A 3,498-nucleotide genomic window follows, 5' to 3' on the forward strand; every position below is an offset into this window, starting at 1 on the left:
CTATCAGCTTGCTTCAGAAGCGCCCGGACCGGAAATTCTGTTTAACGCGGGATATCGCGCACAAGGCGGTGACCCCAATCCCTACATTGGGTTTGCCCTCAGTCACAGGTTTTGAGCCGCACGGGCAGATGTTTCGGCCACTTCATCTGCCGAGAGAGCTGCGCAGTGCATAGCGCACCAGATGCACGATGCAGGTCTGAACCAGGGCCTCAGGGACGGCGGAGAACAGCAGCCGGTACATGCATTGGGCCGCTGAGATTTCTGCGTCATTTTCAGGATAAAGTGAAGGCGGTGCACCGATTACAGGTCTGTGGCGTAATTCCAGGGCATCAGGCTGCTGATGTTGGACTGTTTATGCCCGTTTGCGATAGCGGTCAGTGTTTGGGTGAGCCAGGCACGGCCATTGGTTAGAACGTAATGCAGGGCGGAACGTCGAACTGATGTGGTTGACTGGGCAACTCGCCCTGACCAGAAGACCATTGCAGACTTCTGGTGCGATAATGGTGCTTGTGGCGACTGTTTGCTCAGGCCGTATTGACAAAGTAACAGTCTGACAGGTGCAGACCCCACCATAGCCTTTTCCTATTCAAATATAGAATCATGGTATTTTCCAATTCAGCGATCTGGATCCAGTGTTGGATGCGGGACGAATTGGCTGGACGTATTCGCGGTCAATCGCGCAGCGGAACCCAATCAGTAAAACTTTGGAACGTTAGCCAGTACAATAACAACAGGTTTTCACTCATCACTCACATGTACAGCATGCAAATGAGATCATCTCAATTGCTCACAGCTTGAATTGGATAAAGAAATGACCGTAATGAACAATGCACCTGTCGCGGCTGATGATACTGTTGATCCGAGTGAGTTCCTGGTCAATGACTTCACCGATGGCTCTCAAAGCGACCCGAGTGTTACCGCTCTCGCCAATGGCCATTTCGTCGTCACCTGGCAGTCTGATGATGGACAGCCGGGCGATACGTCTGAAACTGCCATCAAGGCCCGTATTCTCAATGAGAATGGTGTGGAGATTGTCAGTGAATTTCTGGTGAATGAGTCTACTAATGGTAGTCAATTGACCCCCAGCGTTACCGAGCTCGCCAATGGCCATTTCGTCGTCACATGGCCGTCCAATGATCAGGAGCAAGGGCATCCGTCTGGTTTTGACATCAAGGCCCGTATTTTTGATACGGATGGTAATGAGATTGTCAGTCAGTTCCCGGTCAATGAAGTTACCCATGACATGCAAGGCTGGCCGAGCGTGACAGCCCTTGCCAATGGCCATTTCGTCGTCACCTGGCATTCTCTTGACGGGCAGCAAGGGGATACGTCCAGTTCTGCCATCAAGGCCCGCATTTTCGATGCAAATGGCGATGAGATTGTCAGTGAATTCCTGGTCAATGAATACACCAATGACGCGCAACTATACTCGAGCGTTACAGCGCTCGCCAATGGCCATTTTGTCGTCACCTGGCATTCTTGGGACCAACAGCACGGGGATACGTCTTGGTCTGCCGTCAAGGCTCGTATTTTCAATGAGAATGGCGATGAGATTGTCAGTGAGTTCCGTGTCAACGAATTCATCAACTTCTGGCAAGAGGACCCGAGTGTGACAGCCCTCGCCAATGGGGGTTTTGTTGTCACCTGGGGGTCTCATGACCAGCAGCAAGGGGATGCGTCCGCTTCTGCCATCAAGGCCCGTATTTTCAATGAGAATGGCGATGAGATTGTCAGTGAGTTCCTGGTCAATGAATTCACCGATAGCTGGCAAGTATACCCGAGTATTACAGCGCTCACCAATGGCCATTTTGTTGTCACCTGGATGTCTGAGGACCAGCAGCAAGGGGATACGTCCGGTACTGCCATCAAGGCCCGCATTTTCAATGAGAATGGCGATGAGGTTGTCAGTGAATTCCTGGTCAATGAATTCACCAATGGCTGGCAACAGAACCCGAGTGTGACAGCCCTCGCCAATGGGGGTTTTGTTGTCACCTGGGAGTCTCATGACGGACAGCAGGGCGATGGGGACCTCGCCATCAAGGCCCGCGTTTTTGATGCGAACGGTGTTGCTCAAAGTCACAAGATTATCACAGAAGATGTTGTCACCCTGATTGAGACCGCCACGCTTCTGGCCAATGACAGCGATGTGGATGGAGATGCGCTGACGGTGATGGATGTGTCTCCGACGAGTGCACATGGCGCGGCCCTGACGCTGAACACAGACGACGGGACGATCAGCTATGATCCAACCGGCGCAGACGCTGTTCAGGCCCTGGCAGAGGGTCAGACCCTGACGGATACATTCACCTATACGGTCGAGGACGGTAATGGCGGGGAGAGCACCGCAAGTGTTTCCGTGGTTGTTCATGGAGCCAACGATGCGCCTGTTGTGGCGATTGTATTGCCTGATCAGTCTTCCGTGGAAGATGAGACCGTGAGCTTTGTGCTGCCGGCGAACGCATTCACGGATGTGGATGGGGATGCGCTGACCTTGAGTGCGACACTTACGGATGGCACGGCCCTGCCGGACTGGCTGGTGTTTGATGCGGTTGCAGGGAGCTTCTCAGGCACACCGCCGCAGGATTTCAACGGCATGGTCAATGTACTGGTGACGGCCAGTGACGGGTCTCTTTCAGCAAGCGATGCCTTTGCGCTTGAGATTACCCCTGTCAACGATGCACCTGTCGCAGTTAACGATGTTGTGCAAAGTCCCACTCCGATCACCGAAGATGTTGTGACCTCAATTGATACCGCCACGCTTCTCACCAATGACAGCGATGTCGACGGGGACGCACTCACGGTGACAGCGGTTTCTGCCACAAGTGCGCATGGTGCAGCCCTGACGCTGAACACTGATGGGACCATCAGCTACGATCCCACCGGGGCAGCTGATGTTCAGGCCCTGGCAGAGGGCCAGACACTTATCGACACATTTTCCTATGCGACCGATGACGGCAATGGCGGTGTGGGCGTCGCAACCGTTTCGATCATTGTGCACGGAACCAATGATGCCCCTGTTGTGGCACTTGCATTGTCCAATCAGGCTTCCGTGGAAGATGAGGCCGTGAGCTTTGTGCTGCCGGCGAACGCATTCACGGATGTGGATAGCGATGCGCTGACCCTGAGTGCGACACTTACGGATGGTTCGCCGCTGCCGGACTGGCTGGTGTTTGATGCGGCTTCCGGCAGCTTCTCAGGCACACCGCCCCAGGACTTCAATGGCACATTGAGTGTCACGGTAACGGCCAGTGACGGGTCCCTGTCAGCCAGCGACACCTTCGCGCTTGAGATCACACCTGTCAATGATGCACCTGTCGCGGTTGATGATATTGTTGGCACGAGTGAATTCCGCGTCAATGAATTTACAGATGGCAAGCAAGAGTCATCGAGTGTTACAGCCCTCACCAATGGCCATTTTGTTGTCACCTGGGAGTCTGATGACCAGCAGCAAGGCGATGCGTCTGGTTCTGCCATTAAGGCCCGCATTCTTGATGCGAG

The 3,498-nt window shown here is 53.9% G+C and carries 1 protein-coding gene and 1 pseudogene; one reads left to right on the forward strand and one right to left on the reverse strand.

Translation table 11 applies throughout. The features are described from left to right. Window positions 1–300: 300 nt before the first annotated feature. Window positions 301–399: pseudogene (locus ACR0L4_RS23350) on the reverse strand (transposase domain-containing protein); the annotation flags it as partial. Between the two features lie 412 nt (window positions 400–811). Between ACR0L4_RS23350 and ACR0L4_RS23355 the strand changes: the two are divergent. After that, window positions 812–3,498: tandem-95 repeat protein (locus tag ACR0L4_RS23355; protein ID WP_480515593.1), on the forward strand; the 2,687-nt coding region annotated here is incomplete at its 3' end.

Source organism: Ruegeria sp. AB5, assembly GCF_056542645.1.